General features: G+C 40.8%; 15 protein-coding genes and 1 tRNA gene. 4 read left to right on the top strand and 12 right to left on the bottom strand.

The window, feature by feature from the left end; genetic code table 11:
* Window positions 1–125 precede the first annotated feature (125 nt).
* The 5 genes from HWQ42_RS12320 to HWQ42_RS12340 form a co-directional block, all read right to left on the bottom strand.
* Window positions 126–1,424, bottom strand: a complete 1,299-nt coding sequence (locus HWQ42_RS12320; RefSeq protein WP_292812325.1) for a DNA sulfur modification protein DndB — start codon at window positions 1,422–1,424, stop codon at window positions 126–128.
* 124 nt (window positions 1,425–1,548) lie between these two features.
* Window positions 1,549–1,758, bottom strand: a complete 210-nt coding sequence (locus HWQ42_RS12325) for a hypothetical protein (protein WP_292812328.1) — start codon at window positions 1,756–1,758, stop codon at window positions 1,549–1,551.
* An 887-nt stretch (window positions 1,759–2,645) separates the two neighbouring features.
* Window positions 2,646–3,221, bottom strand: a complete 576-nt coding sequence (locus HWQ42_RS12330) for a Uma2 family endonuclease (RefSeq protein ID WP_292812330.1) — start codon at window positions 3,219–3,221, stop codon at window positions 2,646–2,648.
* A gap of 53 nt (window positions 3,222–3,274) precedes the next feature.
* On the bottom strand, window positions 3,275–7,261 hold the full coding sequence (locus tag HWQ42_RS12335) for a magnesium chelatase subunit H (protein WP_292812332.1): 3,987 nt from the start codon (window positions 7,259–7,261) through the stop codon (window positions 3,275–3,277).
* Window positions 7,262–7,580: 319 nt separating this feature from the next.
* On the bottom strand, window positions 7,581–8,183 hold the full coding sequence (locus HWQ42_RS12340) for a hypothetical protein (protein ID WP_292812335.1): 603 nt from the start codon (window positions 8,181–8,183) through the stop codon (window positions 7,581–7,583).
* A 20-nt stretch (window positions 8,184–8,203) separates the two neighbouring features.
* Between HWQ42_RS12340 and HWQ42_RS12345 the strand changes: the two genes are divergently transcribed.
* A complete protein-coding gene (locus tag HWQ42_RS12345; RefSeq protein WP_292812337.1) occupies window positions 8,204–8,353 on the top strand; it encodes a hypothetical protein in 150 nt (49 codons plus the stop codon).
* Between the two features lie 16 nt (window positions 8,354–8,369).
* Here the strand turns inward: HWQ42_RS12345 and HWQ42_RS12350 are convergent, their stop codons facing one another.
* Together HWQ42_RS12350 and HWQ42_RS12355 are read right to left on the bottom strand one after the other, a co-directional pair.
* The gene (locus tag HWQ42_RS12350; RefSeq protein ID WP_292812340.1) at window positions 8,370–9,671 is read right to left on the bottom strand and encodes a response regulator; all 1,302 of its coding nucleotides are present in this window, start codon (window positions 9,669–9,671) and stop codon (window positions 8,370–8,372) included.
* 133 nt (window positions 9,672–9,804) lie between these two features.
* On the bottom strand, window positions 9,805–12,216 hold the full coding sequence (locus HWQ42_RS12355; RefSeq protein WP_292812342.1) for an ATP-binding protein: 2,412 nt from the start codon (window positions 12,214–12,216) through the stop codon (window positions 9,805–9,807).
* Between the two features lie 384 nt (window positions 12,217–12,600).
* On the opposite strand from HWQ42_RS12355, the gene HWQ42_RS12360 reads away from it, so the two are divergent.
* From HWQ42_RS12360 to HWQ42_RS12370, 3 genes are all read left to right on the top strand, one after another.
* On the top strand, window positions 12,601–13,959 hold the full coding sequence (locus HWQ42_RS12360) for a lipid-A-disaccharide synthase (RefSeq protein ID WP_292812344.1): 1,359 nt from the start codon (window positions 12,601–12,603) through the stop codon (window positions 13,957–13,959).
* Between the two features lie 36 nt (window positions 13,960–13,995).
* Window positions 13,996–14,529, top strand: coding sequence for a hypothetical protein (locus HWQ42_RS12365; RefSeq protein WP_292812347.1), 534 nt, complete (start codon window positions 13,996–13,998; stop codon window positions 14,527–14,529).
* A 143-nt stretch (window positions 14,530–14,672) separates the two neighbouring features.
* Window positions 14,673–15,128 carry an ankyrin repeat domain-containing protein gene (locus HWQ42_RS12370; protein ID WP_292812349.1) on the top strand — a complete coding sequence of 152 codons (456 nt, stop codon included), beginning with the start codon at window positions 14,673–14,675 and terminating at the stop codon, window positions 15,126–15,128.
* A 70-nt stretch (window positions 15,129–15,198) separates the two neighbouring features.
* Here HWQ42_RS12370 and HWQ42_RS12375 read toward each other — a convergent pair whose 3' ends face one another.
* From HWQ42_RS12375 to HWQ42_RS12395, 5 genes are all read right to left on the bottom strand, one after another.
* The gene (locus HWQ42_RS12375; protein WP_292812351.1) at window positions 15,199–15,585 is read right to left on the bottom strand and encodes a hypothetical protein; all 387 of its coding nucleotides are present in this window, start codon (window positions 15,583–15,585) and stop codon (window positions 15,199–15,201) included.
* Window positions 15,586–15,726: 141 nt separating this feature from the next.
* Window positions 15,727–16,416: a Uma2 family endonuclease gene (locus HWQ42_RS12380; protein ID WP_292812354.1), complete on the bottom strand. Its 690-nt coding sequence runs from the start codon at window positions 16,414–16,416 to the stop codon at window positions 15,727–15,729.
* Between the two features lie 159 nt (window positions 16,417–16,575).
* Window positions 16,576–16,648 (bottom strand) — tRNA-Phe (locus HWQ42_RS12385).
* 74 nt (window positions 16,649–16,722) lie between these two features.
* Window positions 16,723–17,592 carry a metal ABC transporter permease gene (locus tag HWQ42_RS12390; RefSeq protein WP_292812356.1) on the bottom strand — a complete coding sequence of 290 codons (870 nt, stop codon included), beginning with the start codon at window positions 17,590–17,592 and terminating at the stop codon, window positions 16,723–16,725.
* A gap of 12 nt (window positions 17,593–17,604) precedes the next feature.
* Window positions 17,605–18,378 carry a metal ABC transporter ATP-binding protein gene (locus tag HWQ42_RS12395; protein WP_292812359.1) on the bottom strand — a complete coding sequence of 258 codons (774 nt, stop codon included), beginning with the start codon at window positions 18,376–18,378 and terminating at the stop codon, window positions 17,605–17,607.
* Window positions 18,379–18,433 lie beyond the last annotated feature (55 nt).

Raw genomic sequence — 18,433 nt, forward strand, 5'->3', positions numbered from 1 at the left:
GTAGAAAACCTCAAGAACAAAGCGATCGCACTTCATATTGTCATCAATTAGGCAGACATCAAACGCTCACTCAGTTCAGGAATTGAACGAGCTAGTTCTTGAGCAGTTTCAATCCATTCCTGCATTTATACTAAAGGTTCTACAACTTCTACTGCCTCTACTACAGGCTTAGGTAAAGGCATTAATTTAACATCAGGGTCATTAATATCTACTCCATGTGCGCTGCTGTATTCTCGTTGAATCTGTGCAGTTTCTTCTTCCGTCATTTTGTCAGCTGCAATTAAGTATGCAATGAGCTTTCCTCCTAAATTCTGTGCTTGTTGTGCCCTAGCCATTGTTCCCCCTGGAGTTACAAGCACGTTTTTCCAAACAGGTAAAGACATAGCCCAGTCAATTTTATCAGCCCGTCGCACAGCTTCTTCAAGGCTTATACGATTCTTACGTGTTGCTGCGATCAGACCTTTGAATAAAGCAATCTGTGCAGCTGCCTTAAATAGTAGTGAGTATGGGTGGTCATCCTTACGCATTTCTGGAATTTTGCTGCTGTCAGATAGTGCCTTCTGGTAAGCCTGTAACCCCTCAAGCACTTTATTCCAGAACTTTTCAACATATTCATAATATTGTTCCAGTTCCTCTTCTGAAGGGCGAGAGGTAGTATCATTGGGCACGCCATTATCGCTAAGAATAAGCTTTACTGTTTCGTAGACAACACTTATAGTTGTCAACTTCGTGCTACGAACTGCAATAGTATTGTTCTTCCACTCAACGATTACATCACTACTACCTTTGACCCTCACACCTAGTGGAGCACCATCACTTAGTAATTTTCGTGCAATGATAGCGCTGCGGTCATCCTCACTGGTGATAATATTGTCACCGCGACTAGTTGGTTTAGCATAGCGGTTAACTTTATTGAAGATACGCCGCGTTTTTTCATTGCTTTCGTGAGCGAGAAAAATGACGCAAACATCATCGTTTGGTACTTGCTCACGGTACTCTCCTATTACTTCGCCTTTGACCACTTTTTCAAGAGCTAGAAGGCGATGTTGACCATCGAGCATAATCAGAGCGCCACCCTCAATAGTAATGACACCTATATTATCTGCCACGGATTTGTAAACGTGCGGGGCTTCTTCACCCACATATCTTTTGATGCTCTCAAAATTAATCTGTCCCTTATAAACAAGCACAATCATGGAACCGAAGAAACGATCCTTCGCTTCAGCAATGTAAGGAGCAATTTGTTCTTGAATTCTTTTAAGGTCAGGTTCCCTTTGTAATCGATCCTCAATGCTCATTGTTGTCCATTCATCGAGTTCGTTAGCTGCACGTACTCCTTGCACTAGGTCACGAGCCTTTATCGTTGCTTGATAAAAGTTGGTGTCACCCATTCGTCCTTTTATACCGGCGATGACTAAAGCCATTAACTACCTCCAAATGAAACGTGCTATGTTTGTACAAACATAGCACGTTTCATTTTGTTTTTATTAAAAATAATACAGGGTGCTGTTTAATACCGTGCAAAAAAACTATTTTTTCAAAAATAGTTTAGTAGTTTATTTCAACTGTATGAGGAAAATTTTGCATTTCTCTCAGGACAATACCTGGAATGATATTATTAGAGTTTCTAATCCATTCTTGTATTTGAGCTACATCCATGTCTTTAAACGAAATAAACTGCTGTATGCCCATACCTTTTTTTATTCTGATAGCTAGAGCTACCAAGTATTCTTTTGACATTCTTACTGTTGCTTCCATATTTTTGGGCGTTTGAATTGGTATATACTCTACCAAACAGCCAGATCAATGTCAAGTTTTTTAGTAAATGCCATGTTCTGTAAATATCTAGCTTTTCATGGTAATTCATCAAGCCACAAAGAGTATAGCCTTTTCTACAGCCTAATCCTCGATAGTTATGAGTTAAGGAAAATATCTAACTCAAAAAACATAGAATAGATTAGTAAATATTGAAAATGACCTTTTCCCGATATGTGAAAAAGATTAGATGTAAATATATTCTCTCTTTTATCAAAATATTAAAATTAACTTTGCATTTATTGCCTTGCTAATTTTAAGAATTTTTTTTAATACTCAAATTTTACAAAAACATTACATATTAAATGTTATAACTTAACTTTTTAGCCAAAACTTGTAAGTAATTAGAGATTAAAAATATACCAGCAGCAAGATACAACCTAGTATTATTTAAGGATTAATGATTTATATTTTTCTAGAAACTTTTCCTATATTTTATACTTGTTCTTTATAAACAAGCCTTTTGATTGATAAATTTTTATTTATAGTAGATTACCGATAATTGTACCAGATAAAACTGTATATCAACTTCATACAAAAAATATCTCTATTCTCTAAAATTATCATCATTGTTTTTAAAAAACTACTAGGTAAACTTCTATAGAAACATTTTATTTGTTTGCACAAACAAATAAAATGTTTTTAGTATTGCAATTTTTGCAGTTCATGAGAATGGAAGTTTATAACAGTACCTCAAAAGTATAAAAAATATTACTTAGTATTTTTTATACAAAAATACCAATATAGACTTAACATATAATGTCTCTATAGGTCTTTAGATTATATTAAGATTTATCAAAAAAAACGTGTTTTTATTAATTGTTATTCAGTTACCAAATCGCCTCAAGGTTTAAAATAAACCCCTGTAAAACATCTTCCCCTGACAAGGTAACAGGCGATTCCAACACCTCAACTTCTTTCCCTTGTCGATAAATCTCCACTTGTCGAGATTTACGATTAATTAACCAACCCAAACGCACACCATTATCTATGTATTCCCTCATCTTTTCCTGAGCAACTTTCAAACTATCACTTGGCGAAAGTAACTCAATCACAAAATCAGGAGAAATGGGAGGAAACTTTTGTTTTTCTTCTTCAGTTAAAGCATCCCATCGTTCTAATTTTATCCAAGAAGCATCAGGTGAACGATCTGCACCATTAGGTAATTTAAAACAAGTAGAAGAATCAAACACGATGCCAGTACCATCGGTATCTGACCAATTAAATAATTGTTGATTTAGTCTACCATTACGATTTCCGGTTTCTCCCCCGGTTGGTGGCATGATAATTAATTCTCCGGTTGCAGTGCGTTCAAACCTCAAGTCACGGTTTGCCTGACATAGATTAAAAAACTGCTCATCTGTCAGTTCCAATACTGATTGAAGGTTGACCGTTAAAGCATTCATAGTCATATCTCAGATTGAAAAGTTAAGGCAGGCATTATGCCTGCCCATGTAATCTAGTCTATCCCTTCAATCCGGTCTTCAACTTCCTGGTACAACTCGCGCAGACGATCTAAATTCTCCTCGCTAGTCTCCCAATAACCGCGTCCATTCACTTCCAACAAAGTTGATACAATCTTGCGGAAAGAATGGGGATTAAGGTTCAACAACCGTTTCTGCATTTCTTCATCTTTGATGAAGGTTTCGTTAGTATCCTCGTAAATCCAGTTATCCACAGCGTCGGCTGTCGCACTCCAACCAGTGGTATTCACCAACCGCTTGGAGAGTTCGCGCACACCTTCGTAACCGTGAGACAGCATCCCCTCGTACCATTTGGGATTTAATAATTTGGTACGCGCATCCAAACGCACGGTTTCTGATAATGTCCGCACTTGGGCGTTAGCTGTGGTTGTATCTGCAATATAAGATGCTGGTTTTTTACCATCACCCCGCAGACTTGCCACCAGCTTAGTGGGATCTGAATCAAAGTAGTGGGAAACGTCCGTTAAGCTAATCTCGGAAGAATCCAAATTTTGGAAAGTTGCATCAGCAGTTTTCAATGTACTTTCAAAAATCTGCCGGGATTCGTCCATGATTCCGGGGTTATCGGAATTGAAGGAGAAGGATTTCCGGTTGAGATACATTTCCTGCAACTCGGCTTCGCTATCCCAAGTGCTGTTTTCTACCGCCAAGTTAATATTTGACGAGTAGGAACCAGAAGCATTGGAGAAAACGCGAGTTGCTGCTTGACGCAGATTAATCCCCATGTCTTCGGCTTGTTGCAAAGCGTGTTTGCGAACAAAGTTCATTTCTAAGGGTTCATCTGCCTCAGCTGCCATCTTCACCCCTTGGTCTAGCAGGTTCATTTGGTTGATGAACAAGTCGCGGAATACACCAGAACAGTTGATTACCACATCAATTCTGGGGCGTCCTAACTCTTCTAAAGAAATCAATTCCAACTTGTTCACCCGTCCCAAGGCATCGGGAACTGGACGCACACCCACCATCCACATAATTTGGGCTAGGGATTCACCGTAAGTTTTGATGTTATCGGTTCCCCAAAGGACACAGGCAATGGTTTCTGGCCATTTTCCTTCGTTTTCCGCCTTGTTACGGATCAAAAGCCTGTCTACGACGATTTTGGCTGATTGTACTGCTGCCGTTGTTGGGATGGATTGCGGATCTAAAGCATGGATATTCTTACCTGTAGGCAATACATCCGGGTTGCGGATGGGATCGCCACCAGGACCGGGTAGGATATACTCACCTTCTAAGCCTCTAAGTAATGCTCCTAGTTCGTTGTCGGCACAAACTTGTTGCAGGCAGAATTCCAAATACTCAAATAGGGGTTTTAGGGCTGCGCCATCGACTTTGGGATAACCGAGTTTATGCAATGATTCTACCCAAGGTTCCTTTTTACCCATGTTGAAGAAATTCAACCGGGAAACTAAAGAAACTCGTCCTTCCGCGTCGATTTGCTCTTGGACAAGGGCGGTAACTGCTGCACGGGTTGCCAAAGTGATATCTTGCAATAACTGGACATCTTCTAAAATGCCTCTGTCGTTATTTTGGTAAATATCGTCAATGTTACGCCCAATGCTGTTAGCGATAATTCCCGGTAAGCCTTGAAGTCCTTCTTCTTGACGATCTAGACTAGCAATATTGACGAGAGTTGCGATCGCTTCTTCTGCACTTGGCGGTTTACCAATAACGTGCAAACCACAAGGCAACAACCGCGACTCGATTTCCATCAACTTGCGGTAGACGTTGCCAACAATATTATCCCGCTCATCGGCACTCATGTCTCTGGCATCGGTTTCTGGCAGGTGAATATCCTTATCCAGATTCACGATCCGGCATTTATCCATGATGCTGTTGACAATGGAAACACCGCGTCCGCTATCTTTCAAGGTTTGGTAGGAAGCAATTAATTCGCTCAGTTCCTTCAAACCTTTATACAAACCAGCATTTTCTGCCGGTGGTGTCAAGTAAGAAATTGTTTCGGCATAACTCCGACGTTTGGCAATTGTCGCCTCACTTGGATTATTGGCTGCGTAGTAATACAGGTTGGGAATTGAGCCAATCAAGTTATCTGGATAACAATCACCAGACATCCCCATCTGTTTACCTGGCATGAATTCCAAGGAACCATGTGTACCGAAGTGCAGTACAGCATCAGCTTTCCAAACTTGCTCTAGGTAAGTGTAGTAAGCAGCAAAACCGTGGTGAGGACTAGCTGAACGGGAGAACAACAGCCGCATCGGGTCGCCTTCGTAACCAAATGTGGGTTGCACACCGATGAAGACGTTACCGAATTGCTTACCATAAATCAGCAAGTTTTGCCCGTCGCTGTTGAGATGTCCCGGAGGTGGGCCCCAGTTTTCCTCTAAGCGTTGAGAGTAAGGTGTCAGCGCCTCATACTCAGGAACCGACATTTTGTAAGCAACGTTCAGTTCTGGGCTGTTGTACTGCGCTTGAGCGTCATGGATGACTTCTTGCATCAACGCTTCGGCGGATTCTGGCAATTCTGGTAAGTCGTAGCCGTTATTTTTGAGGGCTTTCATCACCTCATACATGGAACCGAATACATCCAAGTAAGCGGCGGTTCCCACGTTGCCTTTATCTGGCGGGAAACTGAAAACGGTAATGGCGACTTTCTTATCCAGCTTCGGTTTGCGGCGGAGGTTAGCCCATTTTAAGGCGCGTTCGGCTACAGCTTCAACCCGATCGCGCAGTGCGATCGCTTTGCCAGTAGTTCCATCTCTACCCGATAAGATAATCGGCTCAATTGCTCCATCCAATTCCGGAATTGCAATTTGCAAAGCTACTTGAATTGGATGTAACCCTAAATCGCTATCCATCCACTCTTCTGTGGTTTGGAATACTAAGGGTAACGCCACCATGTAAGGACGGTTTAAGCGTTTGAGTGATTCAATTGCTTTGGGATGATCTTGTCTAGCTGGGCCACCCACTAAAGCAAAACCAGTCAGCGATATCACTGCATCTACCAACTGTGTGTTAGTAGTTGGTTCGTAGAAGTAGGCATCCACAGGCTTGGAGAAATCCAAACCACCAGCAAACACAGGTAGTACCCGTGCGCCTAGTGCTTCCAACTCCTGCACCATTGCTACATAATGGGCATCATCGCCTGTAACTAGGTGAGTGCGTTGCAATACTAACCCGACACAAGGAGCTAGGGGATCTTTTAGATCGCTAGAAATATCCTTACGAGCTGTATACCAATTGAGGTATTCTCTGACATCTTCAAACATACTCGGAGCCAAAGGATGCCAAATCCCTAAATCGGGATAAACCACCGGCTGTTCGTATGTAGAAGGTGCAAAATTTTGTTTCTCTAAACCTTTAAATACATATTTATCAGCTAGCATCAGCAAGAAGTTTTCCAGATTTTCTGGAGAACCACCTAACCAATACTGAAAACTGAGCATGAAATTTCGGGCATCCTGTGCCTTATCCATAGGTAAAAACTTCAGCACTTGCGGCAGCGTTCGCAGAAGCTTTAGCATCCCATCCTGGAATCCTGCACCGGATTTTTCTTTGCGTTTCCGCATGAATTGCGCGATCGCACTTTTTGACTGACCCAACTGTGCCAAAGAAAAGCTGCCCATTTTACTCAGGCGCATTACCTCTGGCATGGAGGGAAAGACAACAGAAACGTCCAAGCGATCGCGGTGTGGTTCTACTGCTGCTACTACTTTCTGTGCTAAGTCTTCGATGAAAATGAGGGAAGCGATGAAGATATTCGCACTCTCGATTTCTCGTTTGAACTCTTCGTAATTCTCTGGGTCGCGGAGTTCCTCAATCAAGTACCCGCTGATTTCAATCGCCAAGTTGGGATTGTTCGCGTTAATCGTGCGAACTGCTTGCGACAAAGCACTCTGGTACTGGGACTCAAGCACGACATAGACCACCTTGATTAAACTACGTCCGCGTAAGTTATCAGGCGCAATGTGTCTAATGGTGGACTTGACGTGTGTGAACATGCTTCTTCGGCTCCTTTGATGCGTGTTCTCTCTGAAAGTTCCTAGCGGCATCATCAGCCACAGGTAACTTGTGATCTTTTAGGCAATATCTGTTTTTTATCAGAAAACGCTTGCCCAGTAGGCATTTTATCGCCTATATGACACAAATCGATATAAAAAACGAAATATTTCTTCGTAATTGTTGACTTTATCTAAAAGTATTTACTCACTTTATGTAAATTTTTTGTAATATTAATTTTATAGCTAAATAACTATTTGACTATATACCATTTTAAAAAAATGAAACCCATGTAAGCGGTTTGTTAAAATCAATTCTGAATCAACCTTCCCGCACCATCCAAACTAACATTCCCAATAGTATTTCCACTGGTGGAACGGTATAATCATTCAAATCAATACTCAGTGTTTGCCCTTCTAATTTCAAAAATCGCCAAGCCGTACCGCTGCTGACGCTGCCATAAATTGTTTTAATCGGTATATTATTGATTTCATTAAATTTTTGGGCGGCAATCATTTCTGCTGCACATTGCCCTAAACCAGGTTTTAAATCACCTTTTTTCGCTTCAATAATCACGATCGCAGGAGCTTCAATAAATATTTGTTCGGGCGAGCGACTAATTAAAAAATCACAAACTCCACTTAAGCCTAGCTCTGATGCAACGGTAAAATCTTCACCCGAAAAAAAGCTGACTTTGCGTTCAAGAATTTTCCGAACTTCTACAAGTATTGGACTAATAATTAACTCTGAGCGCGCTTTTTCTGAACCAGTTGCTGTTGCTAGCGGTAGTCCTTCGCTTAGTGCTTCTTTGAGGTAAAAACTAGGTTCTATAGACTGTGTTTCTGGTAAAAACCGTCCACTTTCAACTGTAGTTAAGTTAAAGTCGCGTTTGACTTTTGACAGCGAGAAGTCACTATAAGACATGATAAATATGATATTACTCTATGAGTATTGATCCTATCGTGTTTATAGATGTTTTCTTGGGGATGGGAGCAACAAGAGCGATCGCCTTATCCAAATGCTGTGTCAAAGAGGCTACGATCACTCTTTTTACTCAGAAGTCGATAGAGTTCAGGAAATGCGATCGCAATTAGGATTTGGGATTCTAATTTATCGGATAGGTAATTCAATCACAAACTCTGTACCCTCACCTTGTGTTGAATGGCAACTTAGCTTACCGCGATGATTGTTAACTACAATTTGGTAAGCAATAGATAAACCTAGCCCTGTTCCTTTACCGATGACTTTTGTAGTGTAAAAAGCATCGAATATCTTTGTCCGATTTGCTTCGCTTATTCCTGAGCCATTGTCTGCAATTCTGATAATAACTCCCTCTGCAATGGCTTCAGTTTTAATCCAAATCATACCAAGATGTCTAAATTTTTCATCGAAATATTGATTTTTTTGTATTTCTTCAATTGCATCGATTCCATTACTAATCAAATTCATAAAAACCTGATTTAGTTCGCCTGGATAGCACTCAATAAGTGGCAACTCTCCATATTCTTTGATTAATTTAACTGTTGGACGATGAGCATTTGATTTAAGCCGATGTCCAAGAATGAGTAGCGTAGTTTCTAATCCTTCATGAAGGTTAGCCAGTTTTTTCCCTGCTTCTCCGTATCGAGAGAACTTATTCAACGATGACACAATTTCGGTAACGCGATCTGTACCCAGATGCATAGATTGAATAATTTTGGAGAAATCATTTAACAAATAGCTGATATCTTTTGTTTTAATAGCATTTTGGATTTCCGAAGGTGGGTCTGGCAGATACTTTTGATATAGTTCGAGTAAATTAACAATCTCTTGAAAATACTGTTCAATAAAATTCAAGTTTCCAGCGATAAAATTGATAGGATTATTTACTTCATGGGCAATTCCTGCTGTCATTTGACCCAAGGTTGCCACCTTTTCTGCGTGAATCAGTTGGGTTTGAATCTGTTGTAATTCGGCGTTTTTGGCAATCAAGGTTTTCGTCAAATTTCTCAGTTTCAGTTGCTGCTCTACTCGCACCAACACCTCTTCATATTGAAAAGGTTTAGTAATATAATCTACGGCTCCTAGTCGCAATCCTTTAACCTTATCAGCAGTATCTGAAAGAGCAGTCATAAAAATGATCGGAATATCCCGGACACGAGGATTGCTTTCACTTTTTAGGTATTTACAAGTTTCAAAGCCATCGATACCCGGCATCATGATATCAAGCAAGATTAAATCAGGTAAATTATCATTATCTAATCTCTGAATGGCTTTTTCACCACTGCGAGCTGCCCAAACTTCAAAGCTAGACTGATCCAAAAAGCTCGACAAAACTTGTAAGTTGGCAGGGTTATCGTCAACGACTAAAATAATTCCTCTGCTAGGCTCGCGATTTAGGGAATCTCTTTGATCGCCTATTGTTGCTGTCATAATATTTCTACCCTATATTGATTCACGTTGCTTCTCTACAAGACGCCAAAGGCGAACATTCCAAATTCACAAGTTACGCATTCTAATCCCTATAAATAAATTTATATAAATAAGTTTAGGGAAAATAATCATTTTATTTTTCGGTCAAAAAAGTGAGGATTAAATCTTCATCAAACTGCCTGGCAAGCTGCCGCAATTGGTTAGCAAAGGGAGCAAATTTTGTGTCTATTTCTTCTAGTTTATCTGCCCATTTGAGAATGTCATTGAAGTTACCTTTACTTGCTAAATTCATCAGTTCCCGCAATACATCGGGGGAAGGAGGAGTCAATTTATCTGATAAGCTATCAAGTGTTGTAGCCGAAGAATTGATTGTTTTTTCCTCAGACTGCTGGTAAATCCATACCAAATCTAAATGACACTCTAATTGATGCAGTAATTCATCTACCTGTACAGGTTTGCTCAAAAAGTTGTCACCTCCTGCTTGCAGACTGCGATGTTGGTCGGCTTCAAAGACACTAGCAGAAGAGACGATAATCTTGACATCCTTGATACCTGGGGTATGACGCAGGTGTTTAATTAATTCAAACCCATCCATTTCTGGCATCAGCAAATCTGTAATCACCAGGTCTGGTTTAAGGGCGATCGCTTTTTCTAAACCTTCTTTACCGTTGCTGGCTTCAACTACGTTGAAACCCAATGGTTGCAGTAAATTTGTAATTACTGTGCGATTCTCCCAGCGATCGTCCACCATCAGGATAGTGCGGGGACTACCTTCAAAGCCAATGATTTGTCCCTTGGATGCAGCCATAGCAGACTCTACCCATTCGCTGGCTTCGGCGATCGCAATTTCAAACCAAAAAGTACTACCTTGACCGAGCTGACTTTTAACCTGGATATCGCTACCCATCATCTGCACCAACTGCCGAGTAATAGCTAAACCCAGCCCTGTCCCTTCTATCTGATGCTTTTTCTCACCCACTTGTTCAAATGGCAAAAAAATGTTGTCTAATTGGGTTGAAGTTATGCCAATTCCTGTGTCTTTTACACTAAAGCGAATGCGATATTTCTCTGTCTGCCCATCACCAGGAAGTCGATCGATTACCTCAACCTCGAAGCTAACCTTACCCTCATCGGTAAATTTAATGGCATTTCCCAGCAGATTCAAGAGAACCTGACGTAACCTTTTGACATCGACATGAACACCTGTGGGTAAGTTGCTGGCGAGTTCATAGACAAATAAAATACCTTTTTGCTCTGCTCGAATCTGGCAAATTTCCGCAATTCCCTGTAAAAAAGACGGAAAATGCACATCTTGAGAATGCAGTTCTAGTTTTCGCGCTTCAATTTTGGAAAGATCCAAAATGTCATTAATTAAAGTCAGTAGATGAGAGCCACACTGTTCAATAATGTTTACATGATATTGCTCTGGCTCCGGCAAACCTTTAGAACGCAGCAAAATTTGAGCGCAACCCAAAATACCATTCAAGGGCGTTCGCAGTTCATGGCTCATGTTGGCTAAAAATTCGCTCTTGGCATGATTTGCGGTATCAGCCGCTGCTTTAGATTTTTTCAGTTGAGCTTGTTCAAAGGCTTGTACCTGCCACAAGACAGCAATCATCGTCACTGTCAATCCGCCCACAATTAGGGCAATCAGATCGAGAAATTGTAGCCGAGATTCAATATTTTGGCGCGGAATTACCAAAGCTACAGACCAATTAGCTTCTCGCAACGGCACATAAGCAACATACATTTTAGTGCCGTCAATTTCCCTCAACTGAATTCCCTGTTGTTTTTTTACCATCTGCTGCGCGATCGCATTTAAATTGCGATCTGGAATTTTCAGCAGGCTGGGTGCAGGTTTTTCTACCGTTGACATTAACGTTGAGTTGGGATGGACGATCGCTTCTCCTTGGGAATTGAGGGCGAACGCATAGCTGTTATTGCCGTAGTGCAAAGAGTTGACTACCTTTGCAATGCGATCGACTTTAACATTGCCGTGGAAAACCCCAATCGGTGAACGATTGGTAGGAGAATCAGACCAGATTGGAGTGGCGATCGCAATTAAAGGAATGCCTGTGGAACGGCTGATAAAGGGATCGGAAATGTTGCTTTTTCCGGCTAGTGCTTTTTGAAAGTAGTCTCGATCCTTAATATTCTTATTTGAGCGACCAACCTTAGTATTAAAATACGAACCATCCGGGGTAACTATTTGGAAAAAGAAAAATTCATCGATCCGCTCAACTTCTGATTTTAAATAAGGTTCTGCTAAAGACCAGTCTAAGGAGCGTACAGTTGAAGTATGAGCAAGGGTTTCCACCTCTACTTTGCGGACGTGTAACCACTCCTCAATTTCATCAACCCCTCTCTGTACCTCTAAAAAAGCCTTTACTCTCAAGTCTTCTAGCGTTATTTTCCGAGCAGCCTCATAGCTAAAATAAGCAGAAATACTCACAATAAGAGTAGTGCCGCCAAGAATAAATCGAATCAACAAATTCCGCGAGGAATACATTTTGGTGTTAGATGGGCTGTAGTTGCCTTGTATCACAGGGTTCACCCTCTAAACAATGGGTTAACAAAAAAAGGGCTATATTTTAGATTGCCCAAAAAATTATTAATAATCGCAGCTATGATTGTTATCCATAGCTGCGATTGTCAATACCCCAAACTTTGCTAACCATCCTTTACAGACCTGTATTGGGAAGGACGTATAGGTTTACCACTGGGTAAGTTCAAAAAATACATTTTAGAGAAAATATAATCATCAACTTTATCGCTATATTATCTTTGATAAAGCAGACAATATTACTGAGATTTCAGTCATTAAAAATGGTCAATTTTTATTGTAAAGGAGGTGATCAAATCTCATTAAAAAGCTACAGTATATATCCATAACATAAGAACGAATTAGGTAGTATTTGCCTTTTGACTAATGACTCAAATAGATATTCTGATCCTTTCAAATGGCCCAGGTGAAGTAACAACCTGGGTGCGTCCAGTAGTAAAATCGTTGCGGCAAGAATTAGGGGATGACCGTTCTTTAGCGAGGATTTCTGTGGTATTGTCGCCTTGCTCAAATGCCAGTGGTAAAGAAGCAGCGATCGCTCTTTCTTTCCCAGAAGTAGATAGAGTTCAGGGAGCAGAACATTTTTGGCAATTTTTGCTTTGGGGCAAAACATTTGAAAATTGGGATTGGAGAAGTCGCGGTGTTATCGTTTTTTTGGGCGGCGATCAAATTTTTCCAGTGATTATAGGCAAAAAGCTCGGATATCGCACAGTTGTTTACGCCGAATGGGAAGCCAGATGGCATAACTGGATCGATCGCTTTGGAATCATGAAACCCGAAGTTGCAGCCCGTGTCCCCCAGAAATATGCTCACAAATTCACTGTTGTCGGTGATTTGATGCTAGAAGCTAGTAGTCAAGAGTCATTAGTCATTGGTCATACCCTGCGGGAAGGCGAAACGCCTATGTCCTTAGCAAACGACAAAGGACAAATGACTAATGACATAGACGCGTCAGCGACTTCCCACAGCGTAGGACAAAAAACTGAATTGATTGGTTTACTCCCTGGATCTAAAGCAGCAAAATTAGCCCAAGGAGTACCATTATGTTTAGCTATTGCCGAATACGTTCATGCAAAAAGACCCCAAACTAGATTTGTGATTCCTGTAGCGCCAACTTTGGATTTACAAACTTTAGCTAGTTTTGCCGATCGCCAAAAGAACTCTATTGCTGAAACTTTTAGCTTTAGTGCTGCTTCCTTAATTCTCCCAGAGGATGCTAAAGGCAAAGCATTGCTCAAAACAGCAACGGGCTTAACTGTGGAACTGTGGCAAGAAAACCCTGCATATCACTTATTATCCCAGTGCTGCATCTGCTTAACTACGGTGGGGGCAAACACTGCCGAACTTGGTGCTTTAGGAGTACCAATGATTGTTTTACTACCAACCCAGCAACTTGATGCCATGCGTGCTTGGGATGGTTTACCTGGATTGTTGGCAAATCTGCCAGTAGTCGGTACGCCCTTAGCTAACGTGATTAATTGGTCATTTCTGAGATTTGTGAGACACAAAGGTTTATTAGCATGGCCAAATATCTGGGCACAGGAAGAGATAGTCCCAGAAATTATGGGTAAAGTCCAACCGCAAGATATTGGAGAAATGGTTTTAGATTTTTTGACGAATCCAGAAAAATTGGATGATATGCGCGCTAAACTCCGTAATATTCGCGGTGAAAGCGGTGCAGCCCAGAAGATAGCACAGATTGTTGGTGAGGAAATTGGGAAGTAGGAACAGATCGGCAGAATTTAATTTGAATTTTGAATAGTGGGACTTAGACAAAAATTAAGCCCAAATGTAGCCCAAACTGGCTTTATAAGTAACAAACACATCACGATAGATGGTCAACCAATCGAAAAATCGAAAAGGTATAGCCGTGTTGTCTTACGCTTTAGGTTGGGAATTATAGAAAGTAATACTTTAAATACAATTATCCTTATGCGGTTTTTTTTAGTACCCGCTTATATAAGTATTTTATTGGTAACTCTTTTAGCTGGGTGTTCATCACCACAAAAAGTGCAATTAACAGTAAAATCACCCATTTCCTCGCCAAACGCTGAATCATCTCCGCCTCTAAATAATTCTAAAATTTCATTAGAATCGCCTAAAAATACTTTTCAAGATGCAGTAGATGCAGCTGTTAGCGCTACTACTATAAGTCAATCATCTGTATCTAAAGATGATTGGAATTTAGTTTATAGTAAATGGCAAGAAGCAATAAATTTGATGAGAACTATACCAGATAATAGCCAAAATTATGTGATGGCTCAGAAAAAAATTGCTGAATATAGAAGAATTTAAGTTATGCAAAACAGCAAGCTACAAAAACAGAAATTATCACAGAAGAAAAGGTATTAATATTAATTCCTCCTGTAAGCAGAGAAACGTGTCGAGAGAAGGAAATAATAGAGTCTTTATTTAAAGATGTTGAAAAAGATCCTCAGATGATTAATGAGCCGATACCTAAATATGCCCCAGGTGCTTGGGGTTCGCCATTTCCTTTATTGCATACAGCAGTTGGATTTGGTTGTAAAGTATACGTCGAACTACTAATTTCCATGAACGCAGATGTTAACAATGTGAGTTCTGAGGGCTTAAGACCACTTGATTTTGCATACAGAAAAGATATTGCTGCATTTCTCATTGTAAAAGGTGCAAATATTAATGCAACAAACGATAAAGGTTTAACTGCACTACACTATAAAGCACAAATTAATACTAAAGAAGGTAAGGCACGTATTCATTTAAAAGATATTTTAGAAACATCTGAATTTTTGATATCTAAGGGTGCAAATATAAATGCTAAAGATCATAATGGCAAAACTCCTCTTGCTTATGCAAAATCAATCAATTTTCAAGAAATGATTAGGCTACTGAAAAGCTATGGAGGACAAGAATAGGTATTATGATATCAAGCCACCCTTAAAAAAGCTTCTCGAACAATCTTGGTGAACTTCTAAAGACCAGCACCTAATCCGAAGATTCGCCATTGCGTCGTCCCAATTCAAAAATGCCACAACTAATACACGCAAGTATACCTAAGCTGATTCCCCAACTAGGGCCTAAACTGAGTTCCACACCCCAGTTAAATAAAGCGCCAACTACCAAGAAAGGCACAATGCTAAATAGTGAAGCGTAGAAAGCGTTTTGGGATTCTCTGGCTTTACGAGTCTTTTCAAATTCTGACTGGCTGGTGTAGAGCGATCGCTCGGCAAAGTTGAACCAGCGATTGAGTTGCTCGATTACCCATTCATTGACTCTGGAAAAACCTAGATATAGCGCCAATGACCACAAACTCGCTCCAGCGATCGCGATCGTGTCTAACTCAAAACGGAAAGGTAAAATTTCAGTCAGCATTGCTTAGGTGAGTCCTGCAAACGGTTAACTTTAGCTGTCAGTAGATGCTAAATAAACCTCTTGTGCAATTTTAATCATAAAAGCTAACAAGATTTCAACTACTTAACAACTTCCCGCTTTTTAGCTTGAAGCAAACCTAATTTACGGATTGCTGGGTAAATTATCGGGGTCGATACCAAGAGAACGTAAATGCTGTGCAAACTTTTCTGCTTTTTCTTCTGCCGTTAAATACCGATTTCCTTGTTCGTCATACCAAGATAGAAATTCCTGACCAATTCCACCAATAACACCTTGATGTCGTCCAATTCCTAAACCAACCTCTGGCATCCAATGGGGTTCGCCAATTTGTAATTGATAATTTTTATCTACCAATTTGTAAATTTCAAATGGTTGGTGTCGATCGCGTTGCCAATATTCGGGGTTGTAAATAATGTAGTAAAGTACGCCAAGTTTCCGATAAATTTCTAACTTTTCGTCGTATTCACTTCCTGGGGAATGGGATACCATCTCCAATGTTAGTATCGGTACTACCTCATTTTCTTCCCAGACAGCGTAACTTCTACGCGATTTACCACCTTTTTTGCGATCGACTCCCAAACTCAGAAACCCATCTGGTACTATGGGGACTCTCGCATTAGCCCCTGTCGTGTGGTAGATTGCCATGTCTACGCCGAAAAACCAATCGGTGCGCGTTGCCCAAATCGAGGTTAATAGGAACAGTAGAATGTTGGGCAGAAAATTTTGATCCTCATTATCCACAGGTATATCGTCCGAGCAGGCTAGTTCTTCAGTGCTTGGAAGCCCAACGACTTTAAGGTTTTCTGACAGCATGACTATTACCGCGGTGGCTTCGGTTTCTTTGATTATAGGTAAATTCAACTTGCTAAGGGTGTAGGGAAGGAACGCATTCTAATAGCGTTCTCCACCCCAGCTAAAAACAACTTGCATTTGCTTATGCAATATGTCAGAAGTGTTTTAGTCTGTAAAGTATGCCAGGAACCGGACTTGAACCGGTGACACGAGGATTTTCAGTCCTCTGCTCTACCAACTGAGCTATCCCGGCTGGGGCTTTTGTGAGCCACGATTAATCAATGTAGCAAAGATAAAAGAATATAGCAAGTCTTTGGAGAAAAATAGTTATGCAGCTTTCAAACTCAACTTAAACCAGACGAAAACGGCTACAAATAGGAGAAACTGGACAAGAACAATACTTGGTCCAGAAGCAAGGTTGAAAAGACCTGAGACCATGATGCCAGCAATGCTGCTGATGGAACCAACTATCACCGACATGACTAGAAAGCGGCTAAAGTGGTGACTCATCAGTTTGGCGGTGGAGGCGGGAATGACCAAAAAGGCGTTCACTAGTAAAACACCGACAGCTTTAATCGCTACAGCAACGGCGAGTGAAAGTAAGACCACAAAAGCGTAGCGGTACAATTGGACGGGAACGCCTTGAACTTGGGCGACATCGGGGTTAAGGGTCAATAAAATTTGCTGTCGCAGAGTTGATAGTAAAAATATGCTACCTCCCACAAGGACTAGCAGCGTCAAAATTAAATCTGTGGTGTCGATCGCTAGAATATCCCCGAACAGTACAGCCATCAAATTGCCACGATATCCTTTAATTAGGCTCGTGAGAATTAAACCGATCGCTAATGCCCCAGATAGCACTATGCTAAGTACGCTATCGCTAGCTAAGTCGGTTTTGTCGATGAAGTAGAGGACAATAACCCCAAAAACTAAAGTAAAAGGTAACAACATCAAAGTAGGATTTATTTGTAGCAGCACACCTAACGCCACACCTACTAATGCTGCATGACCTACCGCGTGGCTGAAAAATGACAACTGGCGCAAGGTGACAAAACTACCCAACATCCCGCCAAGTATTCCCATCAAGGCAGCACCGACGATCGCACGCTGTATTGAGGCAAGTTGTAACAACTCTAGCAAGTCATTACTACTAGCGATCGCTAGCCAATTTATCTGACAATCATTGAATAAATTCATATTTATGGAAATTTAATGTTGGTGCTGGTAGCGGCTGAAACCTGGACCATAGGTTGCTAACAGGTTTTGCGGTGAAAGGGCAATTTCTGGCTTACCAGTACAAACAATGCTTTGGTTCAGGCAAAGCACGCGATCACAATGCCGATTTACCATATCAATATCGTGAGAAACTTGTAATACTGTCCAACCTTCCTCTCGCTTTAATTCATTTAACAAAGCGTAAAAGTCTGCTGCACCTTGCACATCAACACCAGCAAAGGCTTCATCTAGTACCAAGAGTTTCCGAGGCATTACCAAACAATAAGCCAATAAAACCCGCTTCAGTTGACCGCCACTAAGAGTACCAATAGCTTGATGCTGTAAATGATAAGCATCAGTTCGCCGTAAAGCTTCCGTTACTGCTGCTGATTTTTCCCGGTCTTGTCTCCACAGCTTGGAAAATAAATTCTTTCTTTTCCCTTCCTTAGTCCATCCCAGTCCCACTAATTCGCTGACAGAAATGGGAAAGCTGCGGTCAAAAATAAAGTTTTGTGGCATATAGCCCAACGTGTGACGTAAATGCCCCAATCTGGAAATTGGACGACCCAAGATTTCAATCGTCCCAGCACTTCGAGGTATCAAATCTAAAACCGCTTTTACCAGGGTACTTTTACCAGCACCATTGGGGCCAACAATAGCTGTATCTGTTCCTGGCAATAATTCAAAGGAAACATCTCGAACAGCTAGATAGCTGCCTTGATAAACAGTTAATCCTTTTACTTTCAAAATAGGAATGTCATTGGTCATTGGTCATTGGTCATTGGTCATTGGTCATTGGTCATTGGTCATTTGCAAAGGACAA

The organism is Nostoc sp. JL23 (assembly GCF_017115065.1).
Classification (GTDB): domain Bacteria; phylum Cyanobacteriota; class Cyanobacteriia; order Cyanobacteriales; family Nostocaceae; genus Nostoc; species Nostoc punctiforme_A.